The following is a 26707-nucleotide window of genomic DNA, read 5'->3' on the forward strand; positions in this document are numbered from 1 at the left end:
CGTCCGGAACGGATCAGAACGCACCGCCGAAAAGATCAGGTTGGCGCGACTGCTCCTCGGGGTCGGCAAAATTGCTCATCCCCACCCCCGCCAGCCGATACAGCGTATCCGGCGGCAATTCCACGCGTTCGCACAGCAATCTGGCCACTGCTGCCAACTCCGCAGCCGACACCGGTGGATTCGGGCTGGTCTGGCTGCGCGTCAGGATGCGAAACCGATCAGTCTTCAGCTTAAGCACCACCGTGCGCCCCAGCGCGCCTTTCTTTAACGCCTGATCCCACACCTTGTCCGCCATGCGGTCGATGGCGTCCCCCAGCGCATCCAGCCGGATATCTTCCGAAAACGTGGTTTCCGCAGACACCTGCTGCAAGGGCTGATCCGTCTGCACGTCACGCTCATCGATGCCGCGCGCTAACTCGTACAGCCGCCGGCCATAGCGGCCAAAATAGTGTTCAAGTTCCTGGGCGCTATGTGTAGCCAGGTCGCCTACGGTTTGGATGCCCAGTTGTTCCAGGCGCGCTTGCGTGACTTTGCCCACCCCGGGCACTTTGCGCACCGGTAAGGGTTGCAGGAATTCCAGCACTTTGGCGGGCCGGATCACATATTGGCCGTCGGGCTTGTTCCAGTCTGACGCAATTTTGGCCAAGAACTTGTTCGGGGCAATGCCTGCGGACGCTGTCAGCCCGGTTTCCTCGCGGATCTGGTGCCGGATAACCTGAGCCACCTCGGTAGCCGAAGGCAGCCCGCACTTATTGGTGGTGACATCCAGATAGGCCTCGTCCAGCGACAGCGGCTCAATCAAATCCGTGTGACGGGCAAAAATTTGACGAATCTGGCGCGAGACCTCGCGGTACCGGTTGAAATCCGGGGGCACGTAAATGGCCTGCGGACAAAGGCGCTCCGCGCGGATGGCGGACATGGCCGAGTGAATGCCAAAACGCCGGGCCTCGTAAGACGCCGCGCACACGACCGAACGCGGGCCGGTCCACGCCACGACCACCGGCTTGCCACGCAGATCAGGGTTGTCGCGCTGCTCCACGGACGCGTAGAACGCATCCATGTCCACGTGCACGATCTTGCGCAAAAGTTGAGACATTCCGCTGACGACAAGTGGTTCGCCCCGCTACGCGCTGGCGGCCACTGCAAAAAAATATATTATGACCGGCTAACCCGCCTTCCAATACCGCCCATCACCGTTTTATGACCGCACCCGCACAAACCGACTATTTCGGCCTGACGATTCCCTTCATGAGCTTCATCGGCCTGGTGCCAGAAAGCATCGCGCCAGCCTTTGCCCGCACAACGCTGCCCTGGCGGCAGGACTTGACCAACAGCCGCGGCGACATTCACGGCGGCACGCTCATGAGCGTGCTGGACTTCACGCTTAGCGCCGCAGCCCGCGGTTCGGCCGACGCCACCGAAGGCATGGCCACCATCGACATGAACACGACGTTCCTGTCGCCGGGCACGGGCGATCTGGTCATCGAAGCGCGCTGCCTGCGCCGCGGCGCATCCATCGCCTTCTGTGAAGGCGATATCCGCCGCGCCGATGGCGAACTGGTGGCGCGCGCCACCGCCACGTTCAAGATCATCCGCCGCCGTCCCGGCGGCGATTGATTCCTGCCATCGACGGCAGCACCGCCTTGCGCGCCTGGCCTAGTTTGGCAAGTCGCGCGAGGGCTTGACGACGGGACGCGGGTCCAGCGGCATATAGGTGCTGCACGAAGTAATGCTGTAGTAGATAGCGTCCTGCATCGCCTGCATTGCAGCCGCATCCCAGGTGCCCTTGCCCCACATCACAATGCGCACATCGGTGGACTTTGGGCCCGCCGCTTTCAGGTCAACGCGCGACATCTCGTTGTCCGTGTAAGGCGCCAGCACCCGCACCACGCCAGACTGCGCGCTTTCGTTCAGATCAGCGATCACGCGGTAGGCATTGTCGGTGCTGCGCAGGCAGTTGTTCGACTGCCGGATCACCGTGGCGTAGGCGTCCTTGAAGGCGACCGGCGCCTTGAACTCGCTGTGCGGCGACGAACTGCCCGGCGAGATGCCCAACGAGCAGCCTGCCAGACCCAGCGCCAGCGCGGATGCCGCGACCAGATTCCTGTACATGTAATTCTCCAGATGAATTGCCGCGATTATCCCGCAAACCGTCCGGCGGCATAAGTGGTGCCGGTTCGACACTGCGCGCGCGACTATGGCATTATCGACGAGCCGCCGGCGGCTGACGCCGGCACGTGCCCGCCGGACCGCCCGCCTGCCTGAGACGGTCCGCGCCGCATTCCGCACCAATGCCAAAAACACCTAAGGCATTGAAATCACGGAGGTCTTCCTTGTTTGCATTCATGACGCGCACCATTCTGGCCGCTGGCATTATCGGCACCACGCTAGGCGCCTGCGCCACGCAACCGCCGCCCCGCGCCTACCCCCTGAAGGATTTTTTCCGCAATCCAGAGCGCGGTTTTTTCCGCCTGGCCGAAGACGGCCAAACGCTCGCCTTCATGCAACCCACCAGCGTGGACGGCAACCCGGCCCGCATGAACATTTATGTGCAGCCGCTGGAAGGCAGCAAACTGGTGGGCGAACCGCGCCAGATCACCCACGAAACCGCGCGCGATATCAGCAACTACTTCTGGAAGGGCGGCGACGTCGTGCTCTTCCAGAAAGACTTTGGCGGCGACGAGAACTTCCACGTGCTGGCGGTTAACGCCAAGACCGGCAAGACGACCGACCTGACCCCCTATGAAGGCGCACGCGCCAGCATAGAGGACGATCTGGAAGATGATCCCGACCACGTCCTGATCAGCCATAACCAGCGCAATCCTGAAGTCTTTGACGTGTACCGCGTCAACGTCCACACGGGCGCAGCGGTGCTGGTGGCGCAAAATCCCGGCAATATTGTCGGCTGGCAAACCGACCACGCCGGCAAGGTGCGCGCCGCTGTCACCAGCGACGGCCTGAACACCACCCTGCTCTATCGCGACGACGAGGCATCGGAATTCCGGCCGCTGATCACGACTGACTACCGCACCAGCGTCAGCCCGTCTTTCTTCACATTCGACGACAAGAAGATCTATGCGTTGAGCAACCGCGGCCGCGACAAGCTGTCGCTCGTGGTTATCGACCCGGCCACGCCCGATACCGAACAAGAGATCTTCACCCCGGACACGGTGGACCTGGACGGAGCCGGCTATTCGCGTAAACGCCGCGTGCTGACGGTAGCCGCCTATCAGACCGACAAGCCGCAGTACAAATTCTTCGACGCGCAATCCGAAGCCCTGTACAAAAAGCTGTCGGACAAGCTCCCGGGCTACGACGTAGCGCTGCAAGGCACCAACCGCGACGAAAACAAATTTATCGTCGCCGCCTATAACGACCGCACGCCCGGCTCGCGCTACATCTACGACGCCACGACCGACACGCTGACCAAGCTGGCCGACATCAATCCGGCCATTCCTGAAGCGGATATGTCCCATGTGCGTCCCATCACGTACCAAAGCCGCGACGGACTGACCATACACGGCTACCTGACGCTGCCCGCTGGCCGCGATCCGAAGAATCTGCCTTGCATCGTGAATCCCCACGGCGGCCCCTGGGCACGCGACGGCTGGGGCTACAACCCGGAAACGCAGTTCCTGGCCAACCGCGGTTTTTGCGTATTGCAGATGAACTTCCGCGGATCAACCGGCTACGGCCGCGCGTTCTGGGAAGCCAGCTTCGGCCAATGGGGCCTGAAGATGCAAGACGACATCACCGACGGCGTGCAATGGCTGATCAAGCAAGGCATTGCCGATCCCAAGCGCATTGGCATCTACGGCGCCAGCTACGGCGGCTATGCCACGCTGGCGGGCGTGACCTTTACGCCTGACCTGTATGCGGCGGCGGTGGACTACGTGGGCGTGTCGAACCTGTTCACGTTCATGAAATCCATTCCGCCGTATTGGAAACCCATGCTGGACAAGATGCAGGACATGGTGGGTCACCCCGAGCGCGACAAGGAACGGCTGGCGGCCACCTCGCCCGCGCTGCATGCGGACAAGATCAAGACGCCGCTATTCGTGGCTCAAGGCGCCAAGGACCCCCGCGTCAACAAGGACGAGAGCGACCAAATGGTGCAGGCGCTCAAGGCCCGCGGCGTCGAGGTGGAATACATGGTCAAAGACAACGAAGGCCATGGTTTCCACAACGACGAGAACAAGTTTGAATTCTACGAAGCTATGGAAAAGTTCCTGACGGAACACCTCAAGCCGTAGTTTCCGACGTTTCACAGGTGGCGACCGGCGCATTGGCCGCCGCGCCACCGGCCAGGCCGCCCACCTGGGTGCGGCCTGCGCCGCGCCCGTTCCAAGCCATTTCCACTCGGTCGCGGCCTTGCTCCTTGGCCCGATACAAGGCCACATCAGCACGCGCCAAAATGACATCGGCGCTATCGCCCATCTGGTAGGTCGCCACGCCGCCGCTGGTCGTCATCGGCACTTCCACTCCCTGCAAGTACAGGGGCGTATCCCGCAAGGCATCGCACACGCGTTGGGCCTGCACCAGCGCGCGCGCGGGATCACAGTCATACATCAGCAGCACAAACTCTTCGCCGCCCATGCGGCCGAACCGGTCACTGCCGCGCACCGCGTTTTGCACTACCTGCGCATAGTGCCGCAGGGCGGTGTCTCCCGCCGCGTGGCCATAGCGGTCGTTGATGGACTTGAAGTGGTCGATGTCCAGCACCAGGACCGCAAATTTGCCGCCGCCGCGATCGCAGCGGTGCAACTCGTGATCCAGTTCGTCCAGGATGCTGCGCCGCGAATACGCATGCGTCAGGCTATCGAAAGTCAACGCAGCCTGCATCTGTTCGGACAAGCTGGTCTGGATCAGCAACAGCAAGGCCAGGAACAACGCTGGCACTGCGACCGACCCGCAGACGATAAAGACGAGCCCCCAGCGCGACAGTTGCAACATGGATACGGGCGCTTCCCAGCCAAAGCCATAGACCACGACGCGCAACGCATGCAAGGCTGCCAGGCCGAAAACAGCAAGCATCACATAGAGCATCACGCCACGCGTATGGATACGCTTGCGATGCCGATACATCAGCCGCCCCGTTGCCAACATGACCACGCAGGTAAAAACGGAAAACAGCACCATTCGGCCAACCAGGTTGCCCTGGACATACAGCATCCATGCAAAGGCGGCGATACAAATCCCGCTGATACCCAGGGTGCGCGCGATGTGCGGACGCAATCCGAAGAACTGGCGCACGCCGACATACACCAGGCTGACTGCGCAGACCCACGTGGCATTGGACAGCATCACGTACAGACCGGGTGGAACGATCTCGGCTGATGCATAGGACAGCATGGAAAACGCTGCCAGGGCATTGGCTACCGTAAAGGCCTGAATGCCGCCCACACCGCGAGTGCGCAACGGCAGCAGCAACGGCAGCGCAAGCGCCGTGGCCAGCCCCCACATCAGGAAGAACAAAGAAGTCGTCATGAGTTTTTCCGGCTCCCGCCTTTTGGGCGTTCGCCTTCACTTGGAACTGCTGTTGCACTGGGTTCGTAGTTGGAGGACGTGTAACACGCCAGCATTTTGATGCTTTTTGTTACCAAAATGACAAATGGACGAGCCCCATGTATGGCGATTTCCGCTGCCACATGGCTGTTCGTCCTGAACCTTTACTACCCGTGCAAAGACGGTTGCACGGTATGCAACGAAGGATACGCCAAGCCTAGTCTCCCAAGACGCTCCTTTGCAGTAATTGACAGTTGCCCTGGCCGCTTACGCGCACCTGCTAGGCACTCTTCGTCTTCCGGGTACTCGGCAACAGAATAGCCACCACCCCCAACAGCGGCAGATAGGCGCACACCTGATAGACATACCCAATGCTGGTGGCGTCCGCCAGCTTGCCCAGTGCCGCGGCCCCCACGCCGCCCATGCCAAAGGCAAAGCCGAAAAACAAGCCGGCGATCATGCCTACCTTCCCCGGCACCAGTTCCTGCGCGTAGACCACGATGGCCGAAAACGCCGACGCCAGCACCATGCCGATAATCACCACCAGCGCTCCCGTCCAGAACAGGTTGGCGTAGGGCAACAACAGCGTGAACGGCGCCACGCCCAAGATAGACACCCAGATCACGATCTTGCGGCCGATGCGGTCACCGACAGGGCCGCCCACTACTGTGCCCACCGCCACGGCAGCCAGGAACAAGAACAAGTACAACTGCGCCTCGCGCATTGACAGGGCAAACTTGTCGATCAGATAAAAGGTGAAGTAACTGTTCAGACTGGCCAGGTAGAAGTATTTGGAAAACACCAGCACGCCCAGCACCGCCAACGCGCCCAGCACCTGATTGCGCGACAAGCCGTTGCCAGCCGCGTCACGGCGCACGCGCGGCTTGAGCCGGACGCGGTTGGCGCTATACCAGCGGCCAATCCCCGTCAGCACCACCATGCCAAACAACGCCGCCAGCGAAAACCACGCCACGCTGCCCTGGCCATGCGGAATGATGAAAAGCGCGGCTAACAGCGGCCCCAGCGCTGACCCGACATTGCCGCCCACCTGAAACAGCGATTGCGCCAAACCATGCCGCCCGCCCGAAGCCATGCGCGCCACCCGTGACGATTCCGGATGAAACACCGATGACCCCGTGCCCACCAGCACGGCAGCCACCAGCAGCCAGCCGAATGACGGCGCCACCGATAGCAGCAACAGGCCCACCAACGTGAACCCCATCCCCACCGGCAATGAATAGGGCTTGGGGTTGCGATCGGTATAGAAGCCGATGAAGGGTTGCAGCAATGATGCCGCCAATTGATAGGCCAAAGTGATCAGGCCGATCTGCGCGAATGACAGACTGAATGAATCCTTCAGCATGGGATAGATGGCCAACAGGATCGACTGGATCATGTCGTTCATCAGATGCGCCACGCTAATCGCGCCCAGCACTTTGAATGCGGTGGAAGAGTCAGCCGGAGCCGGGCTGGCCGCCGCAGACGGTGCGGCAATATTGGGATCAGAAATACCGGCGACAGGATTTTGGGCGGAATTCATAGCGTGCACACATAGGGGATTGAGCCTGCCGGCCAATGACCGGGATCAGCAGATAGTGTAAAAATCCAGAGCCAGATCGATCTGCCAATTTTCGTCGCCTAAGTGACAAAATATGCTTAATGCGCTTTGACGCTCCACCTCATCCGTTTGCCGGAAGTGACACCATGCCCGCCCGCCTGCCTTTGCCCGATCCTGGCCGGAGCATCAACGCCCAGGACTACCAGGACCGCCCCCGCGCCGTCACGGCCATGGCCAAGGACTTCCCCGCGGGCGCACAAACCGGCGCCCACTCCCATCCCCGCGCGCAATTAATCTACGCCGTTGAAGGCGTCATGCGCGTCACCACCCCCAGCGGGTTCTGGGCACTGCCGCCGCTGCGCGCCTTATGGGTGCCTGCCGGGGTGCCGCATGGCGTAGACATGGTGGGCGCCGTATCGATGCGCTCGCTCTACATTCAGGCCGATGCCGCAGCAAATTATTGGCCGCAGTGCCAAGTGGTGGAAGTCAGCGGCCTGCTGCGCGAACTGATCCTGGCGCTGACGGCAGAACCCATCGACTACCCGCTGGGCGGACGGGTCGAACAGGTTGCCGCGCTGGTCTTGTCCGAATTGGCCGCCGCCCGCGTCGTGCCCATCCAGATACCCTGGCCACGGGACCGCCGCTTGCAAACCATCTGCATGGCCATCCTGGACCAGCCCGGTCTTCAGCGAGGCATTGAAGATTGGGGCAGCGAGGTCGGCGCCAGTGCACGTACGTTGATCCGGCTGTTTCAGGCAGAACTCGGGCTGAACTACCGGCAGTGGGTGCAACAAGTACGCTTGGCCGATGCCGTGTGCCGTCTATCGTTGGGCGTGCCCGTGGCGCGGATAGCCGCCGATTTGGGGTATCGCAGCCCCAGCGCATTTTCCGCCATGTTCCATCGCGCGCTCGGCGCGCCTCCGCAGCGCTACCTGCAAGCCGCCAACTCGCTGAACAACGGCTGAATCGCAGATTGAAGGCTGCAACTGGCCTTGCTGTTTGTCACGGCGCGCAATACAGTTCACACCGCAGTTCATCGCGCGCGCGGTGTGCGCGTGCGCATGAAAGCCGCACCCCGCGTATGCTAGACCCTGTCCCTATATTTACGTGGCAATTCGCCCTCCACCCGCCTGCCGTAATTTTGGTTACTGAAACCTTATTGCGTCATGGCCGGTCTATAGCGTTCTGTCCTAGAATCGCCTGCAATGAGCACCCCCCAGCAATCCTCCGCCACCCCGGGCGGCAAATCGGGCATCCCCTGGAAACGACTCCTGGTCAAAGCGGGCGTCGCCGTGGCCGGCGCCGGCGTGTGCGGAGCCGTGCTGCTCGGGCTCGCCCTTGCGCTCGCCTGGCCCAGCCTGCCCGATCTGCACGCCATGACAGACTACCGGCCACGGGTGCCGCTGCGCATCTACACGGCAGACAAAGTGCTGATCGGCGAATACGGTGAAGAACACCGCAACGTGCTGCGCTTTGACGAAATCCCGCCCGTCATGCGCCAGGCCGTGCTGGCCGCCGAAGACGACCGCTTCTACAGCCATGGCGGCGTGGATTGGATGGGCGTTGCGCGCGCGGTGCTGACCAACGTCGTCAAGGGATCAAAATCCCAAGGCGGCAGCACAATCACCATGCAGGTCGCCCGCAACTTCTATCTGTCGTCGGAAAAGACCTATTCCCGCAAGTTCTACGAACTGCTGCTGACGTTCAAGATTGAATCCGAGCTCTCGAAGGATCAGATTCTTGAGCTCTACATGAACCAGATCTACCTGGGCCACCGCGCCTATGGTTTCTCCGCAGCGTCGCGCACCTATCTGGGCAAACCGTTGTCGGAAGTGACACCAGCCGAAGCCGCCATGCTGGCTGGCATCCCCAAGGCGCCGTCGCGCTTCAATCCCATCACCAACTATCCGCGCGCAGAAATCCGCCAGCACTATGTGCTGGGCCGCATGAAGACGCTGGGTTATCTCACGCCGGAGCAGGCAGACGAAGCCCTCAAGCAACGCCTGACCATACGCGGCGCCGACGGCACCAGCGCACGCGGTTTTGCGGTGCATGGCGATTACCCGGCTGAACTGGCGCGCCAGTTGATGTACGGCGTATTCCAGGAAGAAACCTATTCCAAGGGCATCGACGTCTACACCACGATCGACTCCAAAGCTCAGGACGCCGCTTACCGCGCCGTGCGCGATGGCGTCATGGACTACACGCGCCGCGCCGTTTACCCAGGCCCGGAAGACCAGATCGACCTGCCCGACGGCGTCGAAGATGACCCGGCTGCGCTGGACGACATCCTTGATGGCGTGCAGGAAAAGACACCAGATAGCGAAGACTTGCTGGCCGCCGTCGTATTGTCGGCCAGCCCCACCGAGGTCAAGGTGGCGCGCAGCGCGCGGGACATCATCACCATCTCTGACAAAAAGGCGCTGGGTGTCGTGGCCCGCGCCCTGAATCCCAAAGCCAGCGACAGCCAGCGCATCCGCCGCGGTTCGGTCGTTTATATCCACAAGACCGGCGACAAGAGCAGCGACAACTGGGAAATCATCAACATGCCGGCGCTGCAAGCCGCGCTGGTATCCATGGTGCCGCAAGACGGCGCCATCCGCGCCATGATCGGCGGCTTTGACTACAACCGCGGCACGTTCAACCGCGTCACCCAAGCGTGGCGCCAGCCCGGTTCAAACATCAAGCCCTTCGTGTACGCAGCGGCGTTGGAACGCGGCTTGACGCCAGCCACCCAGATCTCGGACCAGCCCTTTATGCTGACCGCGGCCCAGACCGGGTCCAAGGATTGGCAGCCGAAGAACGACGGCAACAAATACGAGCCCATGCTGACCTTGCGCCAAGGTCTGATGCGCTCGAAGAACATGGTGTCGATCCGCATTCTGCAAGCCATTTCGCCGCAGTACGCGCAAGACTACCTGACCCGCTTCGGCTTCGATAAGTCTCGCTGGCCCGCCGTGCTGCCGCTGGCGCTAGGCGCGGGCGGCGCGACCCCCTTGCAGGTCGTCAACGGCTACAGCGTATTTGCCAACGGCGGGTATCGCGTCACGCCTTATCTGGTGGACCACGTGACCGACCGCTCTGGCAAGGTGCTGATGCAGGCGCAACCGGTCGTTGCCGGTGACGAGGCCGCGCGCGCCATTGACCCGCGCACCGCCTGGGTCATGGACGACATTCTGCGCGGCGTCACGGTCAGCGGCACCGCTGCCCGCGCGCATCAGGTCTTAAAGCGCAACGACATCGGCGGCAAGACCGGCACAACCAACGAGGCCGTGGACGTGTGGTTCTCGGGTTTTACGCCCAATCTGGCCACGACCGTCTGGATGGGCTTTGACCAGCCCAAGTCCCTGGGCACTAATGAATTCGGCAGCGGCCTGGCCTTGTCGACCTGGCTGGACTACATGCAGCCGGTATTGAAGGGCGTGCCCGAAACCAAGCCGGTGCCGCGTCCCGACGGCCTGCTGGTGGATAACGGCGAATACTATTTCTCGGAATTCCCGCCGGGCCAGTCGGTGGCTTCATTGGACCTCTCGTCCGGCGATGCCCTGACCGACTTCCTGAACAACAACCGCAACACTGACGGCGTGGACACCTCGGTCAAGCCCTTGCCCCCCGTCAACGGTGCGGCACAAGCGCCGAACAGCGCAGTTCAGGCGCCCTTGCAGCCGATACCCGTACCCCGCGCTGACAACGCGCCGGCCGGTGGCAACCCGCCCGCCGCAGCGCAGGCCGATGGCGACGGCGGCGCCCGCGCCAGCGCCGTCACCGGTGCTGGCTCGGTAGCGGCCCGGCCCCTTTAAAAAAGCGGGACGCAAACGTAAACGGGCGCCTCCTTGGCGCCCGTTTTGCATCTGCCTTCTAAACCCGCCAGGCCGCAACCCTATTCTTCTGCCGCCGCCAGCTCGGTCACGACCTCGCAGGGCCAAGCCTGCAAGGACTCCAGGTCCAGAAACGTGAAGTAGCCGGACTTCCAGCCCTGGGTATCGATGTGATAGACGTTGCCCAGCGCCAGGGGTGCAGCAACCGGAGTGTGCCCCGCAACCACGGCACGCACGCCTTGAATGCCCGTGCGATTCATTTCCCGTAAGCGGTCCCGCGACCACTGACAGGCGGCGCTGGTGCGTTTATAGCGGTCCTGAAGGGCAGCTTCCAGGCGCGGCCAGAACAGCACTGGACAATCGGCGTGCAACAACCCCACTGCCCCATCTACGGTTTCGACTTCGATCGCAATAGGCAGTTGCGCAAACGCTTCAGCAAAGACTTTCTGACGATCAGAGGGCAAATCCAGGAACCAGCCGCCGCCGTAGCCGCGCCAATTCACCACGTCCACTTGCCCAGTGCGAACGTGGCGGATCGCATAGTCCTCATGGTTGCCCTGCACCGCAAAGAACCACGGCCGGGCCAGCCAGTCCAGCGTGGCTTCGCTTTCCGGGCCCCGGTCAACCAGGTCTCCCACCGAGAACAAGCGGTCCCGGGCGGGGTCAAAACCCAGCCGGTCCAGGCTTTCCTGCAAGCGGGAAAAGTGCCCATGCACATCGCCCACCGCGAAATCGCGGCCAAGCTCGTTGCGAGGGACTCTGAGAAAACGCTGCTCCATGATGAATCGCGACTATCTGCCCGGGCGGATTAATCCGTCCCTGTAAACGGGCGATGGATCGTCGTACCTATAGATTGCTGACCCCTCTTTGTAACCCGCTTTCGCTGACGCCACCCTGGCGCCCCCCTGGGTAAAGGGGTCAAAAATTGCTGTACGAGAATCGCTATTATTCGTGATAATGTTCCGACTTTCCTCACAGATACCTTAAAGGGGGCCGCGCACGCCGCCCCCTGCCGTCGCCATGACTGCCGCGTCCACCATTAAAACCTGGTACTGGATCCATAAATGGACCAGCCTGGTTTGCACCATATTCCTGCTCATCATCTGTCTTACCGGTTTGCCGCTGGTGTTCCATCACGAGATCGAACACTGGCTGGATGACGGCAAGCCCTTGTCGGCAGTGCCGGCTGACACGCCGCGCGCCAACCTGGATAAGCTTGTCGACCACGCCAAGTCCATGTATCCCGGCGAGGTCATCGACTATCTGTTCTTCGACCCCGATGAACCCCAGGTCTTTGTGGGCATGGCCAAGAAGCCCGGCGACGGCCAGGTATCGGGCCACGCCGTGCGCATGGACGGCCGCACGGGCGACGTGCTGCTTGATGGCCCTCTGTACACCGAAGACAAGTTTTCGTTCATGGGCATCATGCTGGCGCTGCATGTGGACCTGTTCGCCGGGTTGCCGGGCGAACTGTTCCTGGGTTTCATGGGCCTGTTGTTCTGTGTCGCGATTGTGTCGGGCGTGGTGCTCTACGGCCCCTTCATGAAAAAGCTGGAATTTGGCACCGTGCGCGCCACGCGCTCAACCCGTCTGAAATGGCTGGACCTGCATAACCTGCTGGGCATCGTCACGCTGGTATGGGCTTTTGTAGTTGGCTTCACCGGTGTCATCAACGAGCTGTCGACTCCGCTGTTCCGCCTGTGGCAGTCCACCGAGCTGGTACGCATTCTTGAACCCTATAAGAATCAAACCGTACCGACCGAACTGGCGTCTGCCCAAGTTGCCGCAGACACCGCCAAAAAAGCACTGCCCGGCAATGAAGTGTCGTTCATCGCCTTCCCCGGCAACGCTTTCGGCAGCCCGCACCATTACATCGCCTGGATGCGTGGTGACACGCCCCTGACCTCCAAGCTGAATACCCCCGTGCTGGTGGACGGCAAGACCGGCGAACTGACCACCGTAGCCAAAATGCCCTGGTATCTGACCGCGCTGGAAGTCTCGCGTCCCCTGCACTTTGGCGACTACGCTGGCCTGCCCCTGAAAATCATCTGGGCGTTGCTGGACCTGATCACCATCGTGGTTCTGGTTAGCGGACTCTATCTGTGGGTAGCGCGGCGCCGTGCCACCGAGGCCCGTATCAACGAGCTCGTGAAGAAACACCAAGCCGCCGCCGCCACGCAAAGGAGCCCCGCATGAGCACGCACACCCGTAAAGGCGGCCGTGGTTTCATGTTTGTCTGGGGCGTGCCCCTATTGCTGGGCGTACTGAGCGTGTTCGGCCTGTTGGCCGCGCTCCTTGGCACGGGCGCGTGGCACTGGGCCTCGTGGATCACGCTGACCATTCTGCTCGTGGTCATCGCGCGCTACTGGGTTTTCCCGCTAAAGCACTAAGTCCGGCACAGGAGCCCCGCAGCTCCTGTCCTGGCCCTGCTGTCGTACCGGGCCCGGCCTTACTTGCCGAAGCGCTCGGGATCAGGCCCCAGCCGCGCGCCTTCCTTGATCCCGTCGATTGCCGCCATATCCTCCGACGACAATTCAAAGTCAAACACGTCGATGTTCTCGCGGATGCGGGCCGGCGTGACCGATTTCGGGATCACGATCAAATCGCTTTGCAAATGCCAGCGCAGCGTGACTTGAGCAGGTGACTTGCCGTGCTTGCGCGCCAGGTCCAGGATGACTTTTTCCTTGGTGATTCCACCTTGGGCCAAGGGGCTCCACGACTCGGTCGCAATGCCATGCTTGGCATGGAATGCCCGCAGGCCGTGCTGCGCAAACCCCGGATGCAGCTCAATCTGATTTACAGCCGGCACGACCCCGGACGCATCGATCAGGCGTTCCAGATTGGCCTGGGTAAAGTTGGATACGCCGATTGAACGGGCGCGGCCGTCTTCCTTCATCTCTGCCATGGCGCGCCAAGCGTCCAGGAACTTCTCGCTGCCCGCCACCGGCCAATGGATCAAATACAGATCCACATACGCCAGACCCAGCTTTTCCAGGCTTTCATCCATGGCCTTGTGGGCGTCGTCATAGCCGTGCTTGTCGTTCCAGAGCTTGGTCGTCACAAACAGGTCTTTGCGCGCCACGTTGCCTGCGCGCAAACCTGCGCCGACGCCAGCCTCGTTTGCATAGATGGCTGCGGTGTCTACCGACCGGTAGCCTGCCGCCAGCGCTTCCTTCACACTGGACGCTGCCTGCTCATCGGGCACCTGCCAAACGCCCAACCCCAACTGCGGAATCTTGTTGCCGTCATTCAGTTTCACTGCGGGTACCTTCGCCATAAGACCCTCCGTAGCTTGCAACGCAACGCCAGCGCGGCGAATTCGCGCTACGTTGCGCAACCAAGGAAACCACCCTGGTTGAAACAGAAAAAAAGCGGGATTGCCAAGTTGCCCCCGCCTACATGCACCGGATTGAAAACCCCTGGAACCGGTGCGTGCGTACCAGGGGTTATCAGCCAAATAATAGCGCCGGTGTCCGATAATGGCCTTTTAGCCGGCTTTGCGCCCCGCAGCCGCCCTCCTGAGCTCCCTCCTGCCACACCATGACTCCTGCTGAAGCGCCGCCCAAGAACCGCGGCGGTTTTTCCACCCTGCGCACCCTCTTTCCCTATCTCTGGCCCCCCGGCATGACTGGGTTGAAGGTGCGCGTCGTGGCAGCGCTGGCCTGTTTGTTCGCCGCCAAGGCAGCAACCGTCTATGTGCCGCTGCTGTACAAGCACGCCATTGATGAGCTTGGCAAAGGCGCGCCTGGCGCCGTCACGGTGCCGCTGGGCCTGATCCTGGCTTATGGCACGGCGCGGGTGCTGTCGCTGCTCTTCTCGGAGCTGCGCGACGCCATCTTCGCCCGCGTAGGCCAGCATGCAATCCGCGCAGTCGGCCTGCAAATCTTTCGCCATCTGCACGCGCTGGCGCTGCGTTTTCACCTGTCTCGCCAGACCGGCGGGCTGACTCGGGCCATCGAACGCGGCACCAAGGGCATCCAGACACTGCTGTCGTTCTTGCTGTTCAACATCCTGCCGACCTTCTTTGAAATCGGGCTGGTGTGTATCGTGCTGTGGAAGATGTTCGACATCTGGCTGGCGGTTGCCACCGGTTCCACCGTCATCCTGTACATGGCCTACACGCTGGCCGTCACCGAATGGCGCGCCAAGTTCCGGCGCCTGATGAACGAAACCGACTCCGAGGCCAACACCAAGGCCATCGAAAGTCTGCTGAACTACGAAACGGTCAAATACTTCGGCAACGAAGAACACGAAGCCCGCCGCTACGACGCCTCGCTGACCCGCTATGAACGCGCTGCCGTGCGCAGCCAGGTCAGTCTGTCGATCCTGAACATCGGCCAGGCCGCCATCATCTCGGTCGGACTGACACTGGTCATGTGGATGGCCGCCACCGGCATTGCCGAAGGGCGTTACACGCTGGGCGATTTCGTCCTGGTCAACACCTACCTGTTGCAGTTGTACCAACCGCTTAGTTTCTTCGGCTTCATCTACCGCGAAATCAAGCAGGCCATCATCGACATGGAGCGCATGTTCGAGCTGCTGGGCCAGGACCGCGAAGTGGCTGACCACCCCGACGCCCGGCCGCTGCAAGTGGCAGGCGCACAGGTGGAATTCCGCGACGTGCATTTTGGCTATGACGCCCGCCGGCCCATCCTGAAAGGGGTCAGCTTCACCATCCCGGCAGGCAAGACGGTAGCCGTGGTGGGTACGTCCGGCGCGGGCAAGTCCACCATTGCCCGCCTGCTGTTCCGCTTTTACGACACCGACAGTGGCGCCATCCTGATAGACGGGCAGGACGTGCGCGACGTCACGCAGGCCAGCCTGCGGGCGGCAATCGGCGTGGTGCCGCAAGACACCGTGCTGTTCAATGACACCATCCACTACAACATCGGCTATGGCCGGCCCGGCGCCACCGAAGCTGAAATCCAGGCCGCCGCCAAGCTGGCGCATATTCACGATCTGATCATGACGATGCCGGACGGCTACCAAACCATGGTGGGCGAACGCGGCTTGAAACTCTCGGGCGGCGAAAAACAACGTGTGGCTATCGCCCGCACCATTCTGAAAAACCCCGCCATCTTTCTGTTCGACGAAGCCACCAGCGCGCTGGACACCCATACCGAACGCGAGATTCAAGCCAATCTGCGCGAAGTCAGCCAGGGCCGCAGCACACTGATCATCGCGCACCGGCTATCCACCGTGGCAGATGCGGATGAAATCATCGTCCTGTCTGACGGGCACATCATCGAACGCGGCCGCCACCCGCAACTGCTGGCGCAGCAAGGCGTCTACGCCGGCATGTGGGCGCGTCAGCAAGACAGCGCCTATGCCGCGCCCGCCGATTGACAAGCCCTGCCCCCTGTCCGAACATCGCTCCCTTTCATTCAAGGCCCGTCATGCAGGAATCCTCCACCGCCCCCGAAGTCCGCGTCTGTGCCGCCTCTGATCTGGTCAACGGCGGCTTGGGCGTAAAAATGCCCGTGTCGGACAGCGCCGGCCAGACCACCGTGTTCTTTGTACGCTACCAGGACCGCGTCCATGGCTACCTGAACCGCTGCGCCCACGTTGGCGTCGAGCTGGATTGGGAAGGCAGTTTCTTTACGCGGGCAGGCGACCTGATCATGTGTGCGCGCCACGGCGCCACCTATCAGCCGGATACCGGCGTTTGCGTGGGTGGTCCATGTAAGAACGGCCGTCTGACTGTGCTGACCGTCGGCGAGCGTGACGGGCAGGTGTACTGGCAACCCAGCGGCAAGATCCGCCCGCTCGCGGACCCGCCCGCAGCGCCATCGGCCACCTGACCCTAAGCGCGCGCCACCACCCCATCTGCTGGCTGCTCGCGTTCCGCATAACGGCGCGCCAACACCGCGCAGACCATCAGCTGCATCTGGTGAAAGATCATCAGCGGCAGCACCACAATCCCCATCTGCGACGTGCCGAACAGCACCGTCGCCAGCGGAATCCCGGATGCCAGCGACTTCTTCGACCCGCAGAAAACCAGCGTAATCTCGTTTTCCTTGCTCAGTCCAAGCTTGCGGCTGCCCCAGGTTGTAATCAGCAGCACCGATCCCAGCAGCAGTGCATTCACCAGCACCATCGTGGCCAGATCGATCGCCGGAAAGGCATGCCAGATGCCTTGCGCCACCGCTTCGCTGAACGCGGTATAGACCGCCAGCAAGATCGAGCTTCGATCCACTTTGGACAGGGTGCGATTATTGCGTTGCGCCCAAGCGCCAATCCACGGCCGCAACAGGCTGCCCACCGCAAACGGCAACAACAGCTGGAGCAGGATGCGGCCGGCATCCGCCAGGCCATGCCCGCCGCCCTGACGATGCAGCAGCACCGCCACCAACAGCGGCGTCAACACGGTGCCCAGCAGATTGGACGCCGTTGCCGCGCATATCGCCCCCGGCACGTTGCCACGCGCCATCGACGTAAATGCAATGGACGACTGCACGGTGGATGACAGCGTGCAAACGAACAGCACGCCCAACCACAACGACGGCGTCAGCAGGCCGGGGAACAAGGCACGCAGCCCCAGGCCCAGAGCGGGAAATAGCAAAAAGGTGCAGGCCAGAATCAGGCCATGCAGCCGTACGTCCTTCACCCCTGCCACGATGGCGTCGGTGGACAAGCGCGCGCCGTGCAGGAAAAACAGCAACGAAATAGCCACATTACTGGCCACCAACATGAACGACGCCCCCTTGCCAACGGCAGGAAAAAAGCTGGCGAAGACCACCGTGGCGATAAGGATGAGCGTGAATTGGTCGGGCAGGAAGCGGCGCATGGCAAAGGGAATCCGTAAAGTTACGAAAAACTATAGGCGGCCCTCTTGCTATCGTGAAGGCCACTAGGTACTTTGACTGTCATCGGAATTCCCTATAACCAAACCGCGCTGCCATGCTCAATCCTTTGTGGCTCAAGACCTTTGCCGCCGCCGCCGCCGCGCCCAGCTTCACAGAGACCGCCCGGCGGCTGGGCCTGACCCAGCCCACCGTCAGCGAACATATCCGCCAACTGGAGCAGGCGATGAACCGGCGCCTGTTTTTGCGCGACACGCATTCGCTTACGCTGACCAGCGACGGCCGCAGCTTGCTGGTGCATGCGGAACTGATCCTGGATGCTCACGAACGTGCCGAACGTCTGTTCGACGCCCCCCGGCTGCGCGGCCGAGTCCGCCTGGGCACGTCCGACGACCTTGCGATGGGTCCCTTGCCCGACGTGCTGGCCGCGTTCCGGCTGGCCCATCCCGAAGTGGAACTGGACCTGACCATCGGTGTTACCAGCGAACTCTATAAGTTGCTGGACGACAACGGGTTGGATGTCATGATCGGTAAACGGCGGCGCGGTGACCGCCGCGGCCAGACGCTCCACAAAGAAGCGCTGTTATGGCGCGCCAAAGAAGGGCTGCGGTTTGCACCCGACGAGCCCTTGCCGCTGATCTTGCTGCGTGAACCCAGCGTGACGCGCACCTTGACGCTGGATGCGTTGGCGCGTGCGGGCCGCAGTTGGCAGATTGTCTGCACCAGCACCAGCTACGCGGGTTGCCAGGCGGCGGCCCGCGCGGGCCTGGGCATTGCGGTGCAACCGTCACACCTGTCCACGGCAGGGCTGGCGGCGCCCCCTGCCGCTACCCAGCTGCCCGCGCTGCCGCAGGTGGAGTTCATCGTCATCTCGGCCCCCGCGCCCAACAAGCCGACCCGCGCGCTGACCGAGATTTTGATGCGCAGCACGCTGACTTGAAGCCGGCGTCAGGTCCGTTACCGTGGCACGTTACTGCGGCGCCGGACGCGTGTGTTTGACGGCGCCTTCCAGCGCTTGCGGTTGCTTCAACAGATTCAGGATCGGGCACCACTGAAATAGGTGGGGGAGGGAATGTGAGTTGTGTTTGGACAGGGGGGGGGGGGGGGGGGGGGACCCACACAACGGGTGTTAGTGTGTGAAACAACACCACACCGCTTTCAGTGCCACCGCGCAGCAACCTTCCTCCTGACTCGGCTGATGAGTATCGTTATAGAGGGGGAGATGAGTGGTGGCGGATTATTACGGAAACGAATAGGAAACACGGTGGAAACAGAGGTACTGTTAAAACTGCGTTATAAATTCTAGAGTAGAATGTATGGGGAAAGATAGGAAGCATTGATCTGATGTTGTGAGTATAGTATTATGAATAGATTAAATAACTATGTTATGTGTTATAGGAAATGTATGTTAAGATTTTATATGAAGGAATGACGATGTAAAAATGTGGTTACAAGTGTAGTTGTAGAAGATAGAAATGAGGAAGTAGGGAAGATAGGAAGAATGAGGGTAAGGGATTATGTGATGGATATTCGAAGGGAGATAAGAATAGATTAGGAGATGATGGAAATGGTGTGGATTATTTGTTAGATGGTGGTTGTAATAGGTTGGGTTTTGTGTAGTAGGAAGAGATGAGAGGAGAGTAGAGAAAAGATGAAGGATAAGATATGGGAAAAGTTAATTGAATGATTTGAGAGAAATTTAATAGGAAGGGTGGTTGTAGCTTAAGAAAGAAAGTAACGAAGTAGGGATAGGCGATAGTCCATGAAGGGGAGGAAAAGGACATTGAGGAGAGAGAGATTAATAATAGAGGTTAATACTTGATTGGAACCCCGGCCATTATTAAGGAGAGTAAAATGAGAATGAGCATAGGAGTAACAGGACAAGACCAAATGCAGACAAAGAATTACACTTACAACTCACCCTGAGCGAATAGAGGATTGGAATCAGTCAGAATGCAGGATCTGAGTTCATATGGCGAGAAACGGAGAAGTGCCACGAATAATAGAGGAAGGACAACCGATTACAAGTACAATTACGCGGCGAACAAAGTAAAGGCTTACCCTAGTCGATAACGGGCGCGGGCGTAGGCGGCATGCCCGTGCCACCGCTAGCGCCATAGGCTTGCAGACGCAAATAGTCCAGCACCTGCCAGACCTCTTCCGGGCGCAACACCGCATTGAATTCATGTATCGCCCTCCCGGCCATTGATGGCTCGTTCTGCGCCACGCGCCAATACAGTTCGCCTTCCAGCCGGTTGTCGAACAAGGCTGCGCCCAATACGCTGGGCCACACAGGCAACGTTACCGCCCGCACGCCCCGGCCGTCGGCCGCGATGCCGTGACAACTGGCGCAATGCACCTGATACAACCGCCCGCCCTGCAACACGTTGGCATCCGAAAACGCCAGGGGCGACCGTTGATAAGACGTGCCGTGCGCTTCTGTCAGCAGCATCTGCGGACGCGGCCATGTTGCGCTCAACGCCAACACCGCCGCCGCTGCGAGCCACAGATATCGCCAACGCCTGGCAAACAAGGCGATCACCAACAGAGCCAGCGCCGCGCCGCTTTGCGCCAAGGCCAGCCACAAGCGGTGCCACGTGTGCGGGCTGACAGGCAGATCCGCGTCATAGCGCCAGGCAAACGGCCAGTTGGCCACCGCCAACGCATCACTCGGCAAACGCCAGATTGCCGTAGCCAAAATGATGATCAGCAGCGCCAGGGCGCCCATCGCTACCGCCACGCCACGCCGCCAAGAAAACTGCGCGGCGGCAGCTACCCCACCCGCGCGGCTGTGCAGCCAGGCAGCAGTCAGGCCGGCCAGCAGCAAGATGGCAATGACCGCCAACGCCAGATGCCCAACGCGCGAGCCCAGCAAACCCGGCGCGCCCTGCACCGTTCGCCAAGCGAGGCTGAACAACACAGCGGACACCGCCCAGGCCCCCGCCGCCAGCCAGGGCAAACGCAACACGACGGGCCCGCTCGTCCGGACCCGTCCCGCCACGCCCGCCCACGCCAGCATGGCGATGCCCGCCACGATCGCGGCCAGCGCCAACCCCTCCCGGCTCACCACGTTGCATCCAACCCCAACAACGCCAGCGCCCGATGCCGCAGCTCCGCCAGGCGCGGATCTCCGCGGTGCCGCGGATACGGCAGGTCATTGACGATCTCATCTTTGATTCGCGCGGGCCGCTCACTTAACACGACAATCCGCGACGCCATGAACAAGGCTTCTTCCACATCGTGCGTCACGAGCAACGCCGTGAACCCCGTCCGCTGCCACAGCTCCACCAGCTCGGACTGCATGGCAATGCGCGTAAGCGAGTCCAGCTTGCCCAAGGGTTCGTCCAGGATCAGGATGCGCGGGTCATTGACCAGCGCGCGCGCCAGCGCCGCGCGTTGTGCCATGCCGCCAGACAACTGATGCGGATACGCCTGACTGAAGCCTGCCAGCCCCACGCGCTGCAAAGCGTCGTCCACGCGGTGGCGTTCGGTCTTCAGCAGGCCACGCGCCTGCAAACCCAGGGCAACGTTGTTCCACACGGTGCGCCAGGGATACAGCGTAGGGTCCTGGAACACCACGATGCGCGATGGCGATGGCCCCTGAATCGGCGCGCCATCCGCCAGCAGATTGCCTTCGGCAGGCGGTTCCAGACCCGCCACCAGCCGCAGCAAAGTGGACTTGCCGCAACCGCTGGGCCCCAGCAGCGCCACGAATTCGCCAGGTTTGACGTCCAGATCAATACTGTCCAGCACCGGCAAAGCCGCGCCGTCCAGATCAAAGTGATGATTCACACCGTGTACGGCCAGCGCTGCGCCTCGCGAGACGGCCGATTCCTGCAATGCCGCCGCTACCATTTCACGACTCCTTTCTGCCAGGCCAGAAGCCGGTCACGGCCCAGGAAAAGCAAGGTGATCAAGCCCGAGAACACCAGCGCCATCACGATCAGCGCGCCGTACATGTTCGCGTAGGAGGCCCATCCTTGCGCCCAAGACAGATACCAGCCCAGTCCGGACTTCACACCCATCATCTCGGCCGCCACCAGCACCGAGAACGAAGCCCCCAAGCCCATGAACAGGCCAACAAACACCTGCGGCAACGCCGCAGGAATGGCCACACGCAACACCAGAAACCACTCATTGGCGCCCATGGTGCGCGCCACGTCGTAATAGGCGCGGTTTACTCCCGCCACCCCCGACCATGTCAGTACCGTCACGGGAAACCAGGTCGCCAGCGCAATCAGAAACACGGCGGCAGACCAGCTCGACGGAAAGAAGAAGAACGCCATGGGCAACAGCGCCGTCGACGGTACCGGACCCAGAAAGCGCAGCACCGGATGCACCCAGTAGCCCAGGCCGCGTGACCAGCCGATCGCCACGCCAGTCAGAAAGCCCGCCGCCGCCCCCAGCAAAAAGCCATTGGCCAAAAGCCAGAGCGAATTGGCCAGACTGTCCGCCAAGCGCTTGTAGTCCGTGACATAGACCTCGATCAGCGATTGCGGCGGCGCAAAGAACGGGCTGGGCAGCAACGCAAGCTTGGCCGTCGCAATTTCCCATGCCCCCACGGCGACAGCCAGCACCAGCAGCCACGGGCCGGCACGGCGCAATGCCCGAACTGGCCGCGCCTGTTCAGCGCCAGACACGGCAACCAGCAGCAGTAGCACTGCCAGTGCCAAGGTCGCCACACCGAACTCGCGGGTATAGCCCCAGGACGTGAAGCCCACTTCGACATTTGGCCAACTCAGCGTCACACCGCCCACCGCTGCCCACAAGGCGGCGGCGGCCACGCCCGTCTTCCACAAGCGCCAACCCTGCGCGGACGCCAGCGCCGCGCTTGCAGCGCGCCCCTGCAGCGCATCAACCGAGGACATTGGGCACCACCACTTGCGCGTATTTATTAATGTCGAGGTTGGCGCTCAAGACCTTGATGGTCTTCAAGTCCTTGGCGTACCCCACGATCTCCTCACGCAGGGCTGCCCCCGTCGATGCATGGCCGTGGCTATGGCTGCGCAAGATGGCGGCCACGCGCTCGGCGGGCACTTTGCCGGGCACATACGGCGCAAAGATGCGCGCGGTCTCGTCAGGGTTGGATGCCGTCCAGCGTTGCGCATCAATCACCGCGCGCGTGATTGCCGCCGCCGACTCGGGGTCCTTGCGAACCAGATCGCCGCGCAAGCCCAGCACGCAGCACGTGCGGTTCTCGTAATCGCCTTCGATGTTGGTCGCAATTTCGCGCAGCTTATTGTCTTCGCGCAGTGTGTAGATCAGTGGGTCGTCCCCTGCGACCGCGTCCACTTCGCCCTTACGCAGCACTTCGCCAAAGAGGTCCTGCGGATACTGGCGCCAGTCCACCGACTCAGGATCTAACCCCAACTGCGCAACACGGATCGCAAAGAAATTCTTTACCGGACTGGCCTGATCCGACACCGCCACCCGGCGTCCTTTCAGGTCGTTGACGCTTTTGATGGGCGAATCCTCTGCGGTCAGCAAGCGCATGCAGCCACCATGCGTGCCCACCGCCAGCTTCACATCAAAGCCCTGCTCCAGCGGTTTGAGCCAACGCAGCGCCATGCCGATACCGCCGTCGGCATGACCCGTCGCGATCGCTTCCAGCAACTGATCGGTCGATCCGCTGAAATTGATGCGTTCGACTTTCAGATTGTATTTTTCGAAGAATCCGCGTTCCAGCGCCACCGATACGGGCGACTGGCAAACAGCGGTCTGACTCCATGCGATCTTGAACGTGCGCGGCGCGGTGTCTGCCGCCAATACGCGTGAACCCAGCATACCCAGCGGCGCTGCCAAGCCCGCGATGCTTGCCGCGCGCAACAACGCGCGGCGGGAAATTCCCCGTGCGGAGATCGCGCCGGAATGGACGTTCGTATTCATCAACCTTCCTTTTGAGCAGACCGTGAATGGCGAGGATTGCCATGCGGCATCATCAGCCTGCGCTCAGGTGTTCGACAAATACAAAGTGGGGATAACAATATGGGACCCGCTGCCCGTGGCTACCCTCGAGCACGGTCCCAGGCAGTCAAATTACTATTCAGGCAGGTGGTCCGGCACCCCGTCTTCGTCCACCGCTTTCACACGATCCAGTGCGTTGCGCGCTGCCGACATTGCCTCGATAGCGCCGCGAAAACGGCGGCTGACAAATATCTCGAAAGGTTGGCTTTCAGGCTCGGCGCTGGCTTCGTCCTCCGCCGGCGTGTCCTCCCCACCGGCCTCCACGGCTTTGGCTTTAGGCGCCAGACGCCTGGTTTCCAAAAATGCGCGCGCGGGCGTACGCCCTTCCGGTTGCGTTGCATACGCCACCACTGAAAATCCGTTGATGATTTTTTCCAGCATTCCGGTTCCCTATCTCCACACCTAAAGGCGGCGCAGTTCGTTATTAGCGACAACGACTCGGCATGCCAAAACTTAAGCGGGCAACAAAAAGCCGCCGTTGATCTGCATCAACAGCGGCTCTGGGCGCTTCGAAACGAAAAATATTCTATTTTGTCGACGATTTTCCAGGGCTAACGGCGCTCATGCGAACACGCACATATTCCGCTACTTGCGCCAGCACTTGCGACAAGTGCGAACGCAGCAACTCAAAGCCTGCATTGCGCTCCCGCGTTGCCTCGTCCATGTATAAGGGGCGGCGGATTTCCACCTGCAAACTATGGCGATTAAGTGCCGGCTGGCCAATCTGCGCAATCAACTGCACTCCCTTGTACGGATCATTGCGCGCCACTGTATAGCCCAGATCACGCAACGCCTTTTCAATCAAGGCAATGAACTCGGGCTCACAGGTGGTGCCGTCACGATCACCCAATACAAAGTCCGCCAGCGGATGCTCGCTTTGGCGGCCCAAACGCTCATACGCATCGTTCGGCATGGAATGCAGATTCAAATGCCAGACAGCGCCAAAGCGCTGCTCGACCTGGCTGATCGCTCGCGACAGCGCGGCATGATAGGGCTCGTAATACGCTTGAATACGATGCCGCACCTGCGCCAGCGTCAGCTTGCGGTCGTAAATCGGCGTGGCCTTGTCCATCCGGCGCCAGATCAGTCCTTTGCCCAAACGGGTCTTTTCACCTGGGTCCAGCGGCTCGGGCCAGGGTTCTTCCAGCAGCTCGGGGTCCAGATCCTGCAAGGTGCGGTTCGGATCAATATAGACGCGGGGAAAATTCGCCGCGATCAACGTCGCTCCCAACGCGGGCGCCGCCGACCATAGCGCGTCCACATGCGTGTCCTCACCCTGGCGCAATTCAGACCGGGTCGCAGCCGCCCCAAAATCATCGGGATACTGCTCGCCGCTATGGGGCGAATCACAGACCAGGGGTAAGGCGGGGCCCTGCGGTTCATGCACGGAAACAGCGTTGAAATCGGCGTGTGTCATCGTCAATCAGCCTGAATGTTGGCGGCGTTGGCCACCTTGGCGTAGCGGGCCAGGGCCTGTTTGATCTGCACCTGGAGTTCTTGAGGCGTTGCGGGCATCAGCGTACCAGTACCTTTTCATGATCACGCAACGTGACCAAATAAAAACGGGCCTCTTCGCAGAGGCCCGGCTTCAATACAGCGGCAAAACGATCAAGGCGCGAGCTTGAATCCCAAATCCACGCCCCACTTATCGGTTTCGCGCAACCACTTCGCACCGCAGCTCAGGCAACGGAAATGATCCTCTCGGCTTTCCTCGCGCCCTTTTTGCGTCGGGTTGGTGAATCCTTGATGCCCCAGATGCGGATGCGGCGCCACGCCCGCAAGCCCCGGGTTAATGCGTTGGCAACCCAAGCACATAACGCTCATTGATGCATCCCTACAAAAATAGTTAGCAAATTGTAAGGGATTTCACCAATATTTTTCTATCAATTTATGACAACGAAAGCACAAAAATTGTTAACAGAGCCATTAAACAACGTTTGGTAACGCCGCTAGACAGGTCGCCAGGTGGTAGGGAGAGGTTGAAGGCATATCTGCCCGCGTCACCACGCCGTTTTCATCCAGACATTCGTGCCAGCCGCCCGCATGCAGGAACCGATCCCGAAAATGAGCCAAAGCGTCCGACAGCGCTGGCCAATCACCCAGCACGGCCAGGGTGCGCAGGTATTCCGTTTGCGCCCAAATCCGGCGCGTACCGTCCATGACTACGCCAGACTCATCCAGCGATGCCAGCACGCCGGTTCCCGTCGCGCCAACTCCATGCAGGCGAGACCATTGCACGGCGCGAGGAAGCGACTCCACCAGATCCAGCCCCTCGAACACATCGGCGGTGCTCTGCACCAGTGACAACCATTCGAACTGATGCCCAGGCTCCAGCCGGTTGCCAGCGGACCCTTGCAACGCTTCCGAAATGCATTGGGTGGCCGGATGCACAAAGAACTGGCTGATCGCTTGCGCCAAGCTGCGCAAATGCTGCGCGTACAACGCGGGCTCGGCCACCTGAGCTGCGGCCAGATAGGCCTCGGTCAAGTGCATCATGGGATTTTGCGCGGGAGGGCGCAGCGGCGAGCCAAAATCAGCACTGAGGGCGGCGTAATACAGCCCGTCGCGGGATTTGAAACGCGCCTCGATCGTCAGTGACGTCGACAACATGAGTTTGCGCGCATCCGCATTGCGGCTGCGTTGAAAATACGCAGCGCAGGCCAACACAATAAAGGCGTGCGTGTACAGATCCTGAGTGTCGTCCAGCGGACGCGCATCGGCATCCACGCTATATCGCCAGCCGCCGTGAGTGTCGTCACGGAATACGCGGCGCAACGACGCGAACAAACGGTCGGCATGCTTGCCCGCCGCGGCGCCCGGCGCTTGGGCAAACACATACAACTGACGCGCGCAGGCCATCGCGCGGTAGCGCGTCACCAGCACCGGCGCGCCGGTGGCTGCGTCCAGCGATTCGAATGGTAAACCCAGAGCATCATTGAAGCCCCGCCCCATCCACATGGGCAGGACGACGGAGTCAAAATGTTCGCGCAATGCGCGGATATGCTCCGCGAGAGAAGAATTGGTCTGTGCGGCAGTCATCTTGGAACGACGCATACCCA

At 61.2% G+C, this 26707-nt stretch carries 24 protein-coding genes; 9 read left to right on the plus strand and 15 right to left on the minus strand.

The window, feature by feature from the left end:
* Nucleotides 1-13: 13 nt before the first annotated feature.
* Nucleotides 14-1096, minus strand: a complete 1083-nt coding sequence (gene dinB, locus RAS12_RS11145) for a DNA polymerase IV (RefSeq protein WP_306948264.1) — start codon at nt 1094-1096, stop codon at nt 14-16.
* Between the two features lie 104 nt (nt 1097-1200).
* Here dinB and RAS12_RS11150 point away from each other — a divergent pair, with 104 nt between their 5' ends.
* The gene (locus RAS12_RS11150; RefSeq protein ID WP_306948266.1) at nt 1201-1617 is read left to right on the plus strand and encodes a PaaI family thioesterase; all 417 of its coding nucleotides are present in this window, start codon (nt 1201-1203) and stop codon (nt 1615-1617) included.
* 39 nt (nt 1618-1656) lie between these two features.
* Here RAS12_RS11150 and RAS12_RS11155 read toward each other — a convergent pair whose 3' ends face one another.
* Complete coding sequence (locus RAS12_RS11155) at nt 1657-2112, minus strand: BPTD_2524 family lipoprotein (RefSeq protein ID WP_306948268.1); 456 nt, start codon at nt 2110-2112, stop codon at nt 1657-1659.
* Between the two features lie 233 nt (nt 2113-2345).
* On the opposite strand from RAS12_RS11155, the gene RAS12_RS11160 reads away from it, so the two are divergent.
* Complete coding sequence (locus RAS12_RS11160) at nt 2346-4253, plus strand: S9 family peptidase (protein WP_306948270.1); 1908 nt, start codon at nt 2346-2348, stop codon at nt 4251-4253.
* On the opposite strand, the gene RAS12_RS11165 is transcribed toward RAS12_RS11160, so the two are convergent.
* Both RAS12_RS11165 and RAS12_RS11170 read right to left on the minus strand, forming a co-directional pair.
* Complete coding sequence (locus RAS12_RS11165; RefSeq protein WP_306948272.1) at nt 4243-5487, minus strand: GGDEF domain-containing protein; 1245 nt, start codon at nt 5485-5487, stop codon at nt 4243-4245. The two genes, RAS12_RS11160 and RAS12_RS11165, sit on opposite strands and share 11 nt — an antisense overlap.
* 298 nt (nt 5488-5785) lie before the next feature.
* Nucleotides 5786-7045: an MFS transporter gene (locus tag RAS12_RS11170; RefSeq protein ID WP_306948274.1), complete on the minus strand. Its 1260-nt coding sequence runs from the start codon at nt 7043-7045 to the stop codon at nt 5786-5788.
* Nucleotides 7046-7209: 164 nt separating this feature from the next.
* On the opposite strand from RAS12_RS11170, the gene RAS12_RS11175 reads away from it, so the two are divergent.
* Complete coding sequence (locus RAS12_RS11175; protein WP_306948275.1) at nt 7210-8028, plus strand: AraC family transcriptional regulator; 819 nt, start codon at nt 7210-7212, stop codon at nt 8026-8028.
* Nucleotides 8029-8268: 240 nt separating this feature from the next.
* On the plus strand, nt 8269-10863 hold the full coding sequence (locus RAS12_RS11180) for a penicillin-binding protein 1A (RefSeq protein ID WP_306948277.1): 2595 nt from the start codon (nt 8269-8271) through the stop codon (nt 10861-10863).
* An 80-nt stretch (nt 10864-10943) separates the two neighbouring features.
* Here RAS12_RS11180 and RAS12_RS11185 read toward each other — a convergent pair whose 3' ends face one another.
* The gene (locus RAS12_RS11185) at nt 10944-11660 is read right to left on the minus strand and encodes a metallophosphoesterase (protein WP_306948280.1); all 717 of its coding nucleotides are present in this window, start codon (nt 11658-11660) and stop codon (nt 10944-10946) included.
* Nucleotides 11661-11901: 241 nt separating this feature from the next.
* Here RAS12_RS11185 and RAS12_RS11190 point away from each other — a divergent pair, with 241 nt between their 5' ends.
* Entirely contained in the window at nt 11902-13077 is a 1176-nt protein-coding gene (locus RAS12_RS11190) for a PepSY-associated TM helix domain-containing protein (protein WP_306948282.1), read from the plus strand.
* The gene (locus RAS12_RS11195; RefSeq protein ID WP_306948285.1) at nt 13074-13271 is read left to right on the plus strand and encodes a hypothetical protein; all 198 of its coding nucleotides are present in this window, start codon (nt 13074-13076) and stop codon (nt 13269-13271) included. Before RAS12_RS11190 ends, RAS12_RS11195 begins: the two co-directional genes overlap by 4 nt.
* A 59-nt stretch (nt 13272-13330) precedes the next feature.
* Here RAS12_RS11195 and RAS12_RS11200 read toward each other — a convergent pair whose 3' ends face one another.
* Complete coding sequence (locus RAS12_RS11200; RefSeq protein ID WP_306948288.1) at nt 13331-14158, minus strand: aldo/keto reductase; 828 nt, start codon at nt 14156-14158, stop codon at nt 13331-13333.
* A gap of 263 nt (nt 14159-14421) precedes the next feature.
* On the opposite strand from RAS12_RS11200, the gene RAS12_RS11205 reads away from it, so the two are divergent.
* Together RAS12_RS11205 and RAS12_RS11210 are read left to right on the plus strand one after the other, a co-directional pair.
* Nucleotides 14422-16227, plus strand: coding sequence for an ABCB family ABC transporter ATP-binding protein/permease (locus tag RAS12_RS11205; RefSeq protein ID WP_306948290.1), 1806 nt, complete (start codon nt 14422-14424; stop codon nt 16225-16227).
* A gap of 50 nt (nt 16228-16277) precedes the next feature.
* Nucleotides 16278-16682: a Rieske (2Fe-2S) protein gene (locus RAS12_RS11210; protein ID WP_306948292.1), complete on the plus strand. Its 405-nt coding sequence runs from the start codon at nt 16278-16280 to the stop codon at nt 16680-16682.
* A 2-nt stretch (nt 16683-16684) separates the two neighbouring features.
* Here the strand turns inward: RAS12_RS11210 and RAS12_RS11215 are convergent, their stop codons facing one another.
* Nucleotides 16685-17668, minus strand: a complete 984-nt coding sequence (locus RAS12_RS11215; protein WP_306948294.1) for a bile acid:sodium symporter family protein — start codon at nt 17666-17668, stop codon at nt 16685-16687.
* Between the two features lie 113 nt (nt 17669-17781).
* Between RAS12_RS11215 and RAS12_RS11220 the strand changes: the two genes are divergently transcribed.
* Nucleotides 17782-18624 (plus strand): LysR family transcriptional regulator, encoded by an 843-nt coding sequence (locus RAS12_RS11220; RefSeq protein WP_306948296.1) that lies wholly within the window; start codon nt 17782-17784, stop codon nt 18622-18624.
* 1122 nt (nt 18625-19746) lie between these two features.
* Here the strand turns inward: RAS12_RS11220 and RAS12_RS11225 are convergent.
* The 8 genes from RAS12_RS11225 to RAS12_RS11260 form a co-directional block, all read right to left on the minus strand.
* Nucleotides 19747-20754: a c-type cytochrome gene (locus RAS12_RS11225; RefSeq protein WP_306948297.1), complete on the minus strand. Its 1008-nt coding sequence runs from the start codon at nt 20752-20754 to the stop codon at nt 19747-19749.
* Nucleotides 20748-21539, minus strand: coding sequence for an ABC transporter ATP-binding protein (locus RAS12_RS11230; protein WP_306948299.1), 792 nt, complete (start codon nt 21537-21539; stop codon nt 20748-20750). Before RAS12_RS11230 ends, RAS12_RS11225 begins: the two co-directional genes overlap by 7 nt.
* Nucleotides 21533-22552 (minus strand): ABC transporter permease, encoded by a 1020-nt coding sequence (locus tag RAS12_RS11235; protein WP_306948302.1) that lies wholly within the window; start codon nt 22550-22552, stop codon nt 21533-21535. Before RAS12_RS11235 ends, RAS12_RS11230 begins: the two co-directional genes overlap by 7 nt.
* Nucleotides 22539-23570 carry an ABC transporter substrate-binding protein gene (locus tag RAS12_RS11240; protein ID WP_306948304.1) on the minus strand — a complete coding sequence of 344 codons (1032 nt, stop codon included), beginning with the start codon at nt 23568-23570 and terminating at the stop codon, nt 22539-22541. Before RAS12_RS11240 ends, RAS12_RS11235 begins: the two co-directional genes overlap by 14 nt.
* 153 nt (nt 23571-23723) lie before the next feature.
* The gene (locus tag RAS12_RS11245; protein ID WP_306948306.1) at nt 23724-24029 is read right to left on the minus strand and encodes a hypothetical protein; all 306 of its coding nucleotides are present in this window, start codon (nt 24027-24029) and stop codon (nt 23724-23726) included.
* A gap of 145 nt (nt 24030-24174) precedes the next feature.
* Nucleotides 24175-25065: an N-formylglutamate amidohydrolase gene (locus RAS12_RS11250; protein WP_306948309.1), complete on the minus strand. Its 891-nt coding sequence runs from the start codon at nt 25063-25065 to the stop codon at nt 24175-24177.
* A gap of 191 nt (nt 25066-25256) precedes the next feature.
* Complete coding sequence (locus RAS12_RS11255) at nt 25257-25472, minus strand: hypothetical protein (protein WP_306948311.1); 216 nt, start codon at nt 25470-25472, stop codon at nt 25257-25259.
* Nucleotides 25473-25574: 102 nt separating this feature from the next.
* Nucleotides 25575-26687, minus strand: coding sequence for an AGE family epimerase/isomerase (locus RAS12_RS11260; RefSeq protein WP_306951415.1), 1113 nt, complete (start codon nt 26685-26687; stop codon nt 25575-25577).
* Nucleotides 26688-26707: the final 20 nt, after the last annotated feature.

Origin of the sequence: Achromobacter seleniivolatilans, assembly GCF_030864005.1 — a bacterium.
Lineage (GTDB): Bacteria > Pseudomonadota > Gammaproteobacteria > Burkholderiales > Burkholderiaceae_B > Achromobacter > Achromobacter seleniivolatilans.

What these genes read in the sequence shown, in the direction of transcription:
- dinB (WP_306948264.1), bottom strand. Translation starts at nt 1,096, where the DNA reads ATGTCTCAACTTTTGCGCAAGATCGTGCACGTGGACATGGATGCGTTC.
- RAS12_RS11150 (WP_306948266.1), top strand. Translation starts at nt 1,201, where the DNA reads ATGACCGCACCCGCACAAACCGACTATTTCGGCCTGACGATTCCCTTC.
- RAS12_RS11155 (WP_306948268.1), bottom strand. Translation starts at nt 2,112, where the DNA reads ATGTACAGGAATCTGGTCGCGGCATCCGCGCTGGCGCTGGGTCTGGCA.
- RAS12_RS11160 (WP_306948270.1), top strand. Translation starts at nt 2,346, where the DNA reads ATGACGCGCACCATTCTGGCCGCTGGCATTATCGGCACCACGCTAGGC.
- RAS12_RS11165 (WP_306948272.1), bottom strand. Translation starts at nt 5,487, where the DNA reads ATGACGACTTCTTTGTTCTTCCTGATGTGGGGGCTGGCCACGGCGCTT.
- RAS12_RS11170 (WP_306948274.1), bottom strand. Translation starts at nt 7,045, where the DNA reads ATGAATTCCGCCCAAAATCCTGTCGCCGGTATTTCTGATCCCAATATT.
- RAS12_RS11175 (WP_306948275.1), top strand. Translation starts at nt 7,210, where the DNA reads ATGCCCGCCCGCCTGCCTTTGCCCGATCCTGGCCGGAGCATCAACGCC.
- RAS12_RS11180 (WP_306948277.1), top strand. Translation starts at nt 8,269, where the DNA reads ATGAGCACCCCCCAGCAATCCTCCGCCACCCCGGGCGGCAAATCGGGC.
- RAS12_RS11185 (WP_306948280.1), bottom strand. Translation starts at nt 11,660, where the DNA reads ATGGAGCAGCGTTTTCTCAGAGTCCCTCGCAACGAGCTTGGCCGCGAT.
- RAS12_RS11190 (WP_306948282.1), top strand. Translation starts at nt 11,902, where the DNA reads ATGACTGCCGCGTCCACCATTAAAACCTGGTACTGGATCCATAAATGG.
- RAS12_RS11195 (WP_306948285.1), top strand. Translation starts at nt 13,074, where the DNA reads ATGAGCACGCACACCCGTAAAGGCGGCCGTGGTTTCATGTTTGTCTGG.
- RAS12_RS11200 (WP_306948288.1), bottom strand. Translation starts at nt 14,158, where the DNA reads ATGGCGAAGGTACCCGCAGTGAAACTGAATGACGGCAACAAGATTCCG.
- RAS12_RS11205 (WP_306948290.1), top strand. Translation starts at nt 14,422, where the DNA reads ATGACTCCTGCTGAAGCGCCGCCCAAGAACCGCGGCGGTTTTTCCACC.
- RAS12_RS11210 (WP_306948292.1), top strand. Translation starts at nt 16,278, where the DNA reads ATGCAGGAATCCTCCACCGCCCCCGAAGTCCGCGTCTGTGCCGCCTCT.
- RAS12_RS11215 (WP_306948294.1), bottom strand. Translation starts at nt 17,668, where the DNA reads ATGCGCCGCTTCCTGCCCGACCAATTCACGCTCATCCTTATCGCCACG.
- RAS12_RS11220 (WP_306948296.1), top strand. Translation starts at nt 17,782, where the DNA reads ATGCTCAATCCTTTGTGGCTCAAGACCTTTGCCGCCGCCGCCGCCGCG.
- RAS12_RS11230 (WP_306948299.1), bottom strand. Translation starts at nt 21,539, where the DNA reads ATGGTAGCGGCGGCATTGCAGGAATCGGCCGTCTCGCGAGGCGCAGCG.
- RAS12_RS11235 (WP_306948302.1), bottom strand. Translation starts at nt 22,552, where the DNA reads ATGTCCTCGGTTGATGCGCTGCAGGGGCGCGCTGCAAGCGCGGCGCTG.
- RAS12_RS11240 (WP_306948304.1), bottom strand. Translation starts at nt 23,570, where the DNA reads ATGAATACGAACGTCCATTCCGGCGCGATCTCCGCACGGGGAATTTCC.
- RAS12_RS11245 (WP_306948306.1), bottom strand. Translation starts at nt 24,029, where the DNA reads ATGCTGGAAAAAATCATCAACGGATTTTCAGTGGTGGCGTATGCAACG.
- RAS12_RS11250 (WP_306948309.1), bottom strand. Translation starts at nt 25,065, where the DNA reads ATGACACACGCCGATTTCAACGCTGTTTCCGTGCATGAACCGCAGGGC.
- RAS12_RS11255 (WP_306948311.1), bottom strand. Translation starts at nt 25,472, where the DNA reads ATGAGCGTTATGTGCTTGGGTTGCCAACGCATTAACCCGGGGCTTGCG.
- RAS12_RS11260 (WP_306951415.1), bottom strand. Translation starts at nt 26,687, where the DNA reads ATGACTGCCGCACAGACCAATTCTTCTCTCGCGGAGCATATCCGCGCA.